Annotated in this window: 5 protein-coding genes and 1 pseudogene; 5 read left to right on the forward strand and 1 reads right to left on the reverse strand. The window is 31.5% G+C overall.

Annotated elements, in window-relative coordinates; genetic code table 11:
- Nucleotides 1-223 precede the first annotated feature (223 nt).
- A pseudogene (locus H8718_RS21135) lies at nt 224-414 on the forward strand (phage tail tube protein).
- A 517-nt stretch (nt 415-931) separates the two neighbouring features.
- Here H8718_RS21135 and H8718_RS19650 read toward each other — a convergent pair.
- On the reverse strand, nt 932-1,405 hold the full coding sequence (locus H8718_RS19650; RefSeq protein WP_249334735.1) for a helix-turn-helix domain-containing protein: 474 nt from the start codon (nt 1,403-1,405) through the stop codon (nt 932-934).
- 730 nt (nt 1,406-2,135) lie between these two features.
- Here H8718_RS19650 and H8718_RS19655 point away from each other — a divergent pair.
- The 4 genes from H8718_RS19655 (at nt 2,136) to H8718_RS19670 (ending at nt 4,421) form a co-directional block, all read left to right on the forward strand.
- Nucleotides 2,136-2,705, forward strand: a complete 570-nt coding sequence (locus H8718_RS19655; RefSeq protein WP_249334736.1) for a sigma-70 family RNA polymerase sigma factor — start codon at nt 2,136-2,138, stop codon at nt 2,703-2,705.
- A complete protein-coding gene (locus H8718_RS19660; protein ID WP_249334737.1) occupies nt 2,686-3,678 on the forward strand; it encodes a DUF4179 domain-containing protein in 993 nt (330 codons plus the stop codon). Before H8718_RS19655 ends, H8718_RS19660 begins: the two co-directional genes overlap by 20 nt.
- A gap of 143 nt (nt 3,679-3,821) precedes the next feature.
- Nucleotides 3,822-3,986 carry a DUF2577 family protein gene (locus H8718_RS19665; protein WP_249334738.1) on the forward strand — a complete coding sequence of 55 codons (165 nt, stop codon included), beginning with the start codon at nt 3,822-3,824 and terminating at the stop codon, nt 3,984-3,986.
- Between the two features lie 72 nt (nt 3,987-4,058).
- Nucleotides 4,059-4,421 carry a GNAT family N-acetyltransferase gene (locus tag H8718_RS19670; RefSeq protein ID WP_249334739.1) on the forward strand — a complete coding sequence of 121 codons (363 nt, stop codon included), beginning with the start codon at nt 4,059-4,061 and terminating at the stop codon, nt 4,419-4,421.
- The last annotated feature ends 109 nt before the right edge of the window (nt 4,422-4,530 follow it).

Below are 4,530 nucleotides of genomic sequence, written 5' to 3' on the forward strand. Positions count from 1 at the left end.
ATGAAGATACACTTGTTATATACCTTAAAGGTATAGATGCATCAGTAAGAGGTGACAGAACTCTAGCAAGTATAAAATTTGTAAATAAATAAGATATTTTTTATATTAAGGGCTTTCAACAGCCCTATTTTTTATACCACAAGAAAGGAACAACATGGATAAATACAATATACAACAAGTAATGAATGGAACTTGGGGAGAGGTGTGGATTGAAGGAACCTATATGGCAGAAGTCACAGCCTTTGAAGTCAAAGTTTCCTTAGATGAAACAGATGTCAATATGGCAAGAAGATTAGCAAAAGCACAGAAGGTAAGCAAACAGCTTGTACGATTATCTCTAAATTAGATGATCCGGATGCAATCGGTTCAGAACGCATTGTCATTAAGGATGCAGTCTTTGATGAACTGATTTAGCCAATTGGTCAACTAAGACATTAGGAGAAGAACAAATTAATTTTACATTTTCAGATTGGGATTTCTTAGGTATTGCAACATTTTATTTTTAGATTGGGAAGAAGATTTTGAACTGATTAATCAATATTATATAGATGCCTTTGGTATAACAGATATGCAGCGACATAATGATGGTGATGCCGTAAAAGTGGTTGCCTTAGTCATAAATAATAAATGATGCTCTTAGTAGAAATCTTACTAAGGGTATTTTTATTACAAGTGATAGTCATAAGTGGAGTAATGGTCAGTATGAAACAAACTTAGGATTGTATATTATGAAAATACAAAAAATATATACTTTAGTGTTAAGATTTATTGACAGAAAAAGGAGGGGCGATACCTAAGGTATCGCTCTAGACTGCTGACAAAGTTATTGTCAGCGGGTATTTTATTTGAAAAGATTTCTCGTTGGTGTCCTCTCTACACCTTGTGAAGGTGCAAGCTCTTTTTCTTTAGTATCTGTCATTTCTTTATTCATTTAGTCTTCTAATAGGGGATATACCTTCATCAGGAATGATGGTGGCCCATAGAGCACAAAGCGTATCTTTACCTCTTCATCTTCCTCTTTACCATCTATGGTTACATCGTATTGGATATCCATCCCTTTTATCTCTTTATTAACTATATCACAAATTTGATTATTTTTTGCAACAGCTTTTTCATAACTGGTATACAAATCAATAATATTACAAATTTGAAGTTTTCCTTTAACGTCGGTATTGACACCATCTATAAAATCATAAATGGATTGGATAGCTACATCTTTAAAGTGTGTAATGACCGCGTCCCGTGACATAAAGTTTTTGATATCTTCTTCAGTAAAACGCCATTGTCCCCCAATCTTACGACCTACCAAGCTTCCATCTTTTAAATAATTACGAATGGTACGTGTTGTAAGTGATGTCATCTGTGCAATGTCTTCTACGGTAAAAAGCTTTTCTAATGGACTCATAATCCCAACCCCTTTTTCTGATAAGTCTTTATATTCTTATTATATTCCTGTATTTTCATAAGTCAACACTTATTTTCATCTTTATGATTTTATTTTCATATATTTTCCTGTCTGAATTATAAAAAAGCCGAGCCCTCCCTATGGAAAAACCTCAGCGTCCTGTTTTATTGTTTAAAGTGGTACTTCATCCTTATTGTAAAAAGTATAAAAATAGCACTTAAAAATAAGGTGTACAGTTGTTACATCTTTCAAATTCTAAGTGACATTTTTATGGAAGACTTATAAGTTTTAAGAGTATGCCTTAGCCTAGCAAATGTCTTAAGACATGTTATACTGAATGGATTAGTTATTTCTAATCTTGAACAATCAATAATACCTTTAGTAGAAAAAGAAAAGACCGTTAGGGGTATTTTTAGTGTGAGGTGATAGTCATAGTTGGAGTGGAGGGCGATATAGGACTAATATAAATTTAGAAGTTGTATGAATACGATAAATTAGTTAAACTGGTGTATAAATAAGACAGACTAGTGTAGGCTTGTAATAGGTGTTTTTGATATCAAATAATTAATACTCCTACAGAGGAGGTATTATGGTACTGGAAGGATAACAAGTTATAAGATCATCAATATCGTAGAAATTTTTAAGATAGAAAAATAAAATATGGAAAAGTGATAGGTATTTATTACTCAGATTGAATTAATACATAGTAGTGACTAATGGAGGTGAGAAAATGAAACAAACGGATGAAGAAATTATTCAGTTATTCAAGCTAAGAGATGAGAGAGCATTTGAACTATTGGTCAAAACATATGGTGGACTAATCAATAGTATTGTAAGTAAGCATATGTATAATCTATTAAGTTACCAAGATGAGTGTGTCAATGATATTCTATTAGCTATTTGGGATTATATAGAGTGTTATGATGGGACAAAAAATAGCTTTAAGAATTGGATTGCTATATTAGCAAAATATAAGAGCCTTAACTATGTAAAGAAATACAAAAAGTTAAATGAAGAAATAGAGTTAGATAAAGCATATTTAGTCACAGAGGATGAGCACTTGAATAGACTTCTACAGCATGATACAAGAAAAGGTTTAGAAGCTATTTTAGGTGAGCTAAAGGAAAAGGATCGTCAGTTGTTTACTGAAATATACTTTAATGACAAAAGTGTAGAAGAAGTATGTAGGCAAACAGGGAAGAGCAAAAATTATATCTATAATAGGTTATCAAGAGGAAGAAAAAAGTTAAAAACTTTATGGGAAAGGGGGGTGTCAAGTGATGAAACACAACGTATATGAAGAATTTAATGATATGACAATAGAATTAGATGATTATGATTATGAGGAGGTAGATGAATTAAGGTCAAAAAGATGGATTAAGAATGCAAAAAAATCGGTGAGTAAGCGAACGGTAAAGAAGAGGATAAAAGCAATGGTAGCTATAGGGATATTGTTTATATGGATAGGAGGATATACATTACCTGTCTATGCAATGATGGATCCAGTATTGCACAAGATAGCAGATTTTATAGGAGTAAATAGAAAATTGGAAACCTATAGTAATGTAGTGAATCAAGTAGTAACTAAAAAAGGTATTACCGTACAATTAGGTGAGGTGCTAGTAGATAGTGATGAAATTGCAGTAACCCTGAGAGTAACAAGCAAAGATCCTTTGCCACAATACTTTAGTATTAGAGATGCGGATATATATATTAATGGACAAGTTATAAAAACAAATTATTTGGTGAGTGAAAGAGAAATAAATAATCATACTTTTGAATTTTGTATGGAATGGTTAGTGGAAGATATACTTAAAGATGACCTAGACATAAGAGTAGTTTTTAGGGAATTTGGATCTTATGAAGAACAAATTGAAGATAAATGGACATTTGACTTTAACACGAATGGCGAAGCGTTAATGGTAGAAACCTTTCAAATACCTGTAAGGGAGACAATTTATGTGCCAGGCGGAGGAAAAATCTTTGTTGAAAAGTACACAGCAAATAAGTTAAGTCAAAAAATATATTTTGAGATAATAGAGCCAGTAAAAGATGTACAAATCGAGTTTGAGCTACACAATGCAAATGGAAATAGATATAAGTCTCAATTAGCAAGTATAGCGATACAAGGTGAAGGAGTATTTAAGTGGGAAGGGCTTAATGATGAAGATTTAAACGACATACTAGCATTGAATCTAAAAGTGGCTAAGTACGGTGAACAATATCAACAAGTAGATCATGAAATTAGAATAGATCTATCCGATAGGGAATAGAGGATAAATGTTTTAATAAAATATGTTATTTTATAAATCAAATAATAAACCATACTCTTAGTCAAAAATTGCTAGGAGTATGGTTTATAACCCTAAGAGGAGTGATAACCATAAATAATCCATACACAGGACTATTAAACATCATGCAAGAACAACGAAAGAAATATAATACACCAACAGTATGTATTGGAAAGGTAGTAAAGGTTCAACCACTACAGATTAAAACAGGTGAATTAATATTATATGAAAAAGTAGGGGCATATGGAGCAAGCAGCTATGAAGTAATTTTTGAAAGAGAAATTGAGTAAAGTTTAATCAAAGAAATAGATATTTGATGAATTAAATAATGTCTAATATACAAATAGGGGGGGAATGAAGATATGAATATAAGCTTACGAGATATTACTCAAGCAAACTGGATGGAATGTATTTCTCTCACAACTAATAAAACTGGAATTCCAACTCTATATGAAGAATTTGTAACTTCTAATGCACTATCTATAGCACTATCAAAAATACAAAATGAATGGATTATTAAAGCAATCTATAACAACGAACAAATGATTGGATTTACAATGTATGGCTTTGGTGAGGTAAACAAGTTTTATGAGATACTTAGATTGATGATTGATTATAAGCATCAAGGAAAAGGTTATGGTAAAATAGCACTAAAAAAAATTATTAACGAGTTAGCTTCTTTAGAAGATTGTAAAGAGATTTTCTTATCCTTTGAGAGAGTGTGAAGAAAACTCTGTAAATTTAAATTCTCGTACAGCTTTCTATGATAAAATAAATTCATAGGAGGCTGTTTTTATGGGACGAAGAAAAAGAGAAGGTTTAAGTGAAGGTAAG

The sequence above is a fragment of the Zhenhengia yiwuensis genome (assembly GCF_014384995.1).
GTDB classification, from domain to species: domain Bacteria; phylum Bacillota; class Clostridia; order Lachnospirales; family Cellulosilyticaceae; genus Zhenhengia; species Zhenhengia yiwuensis.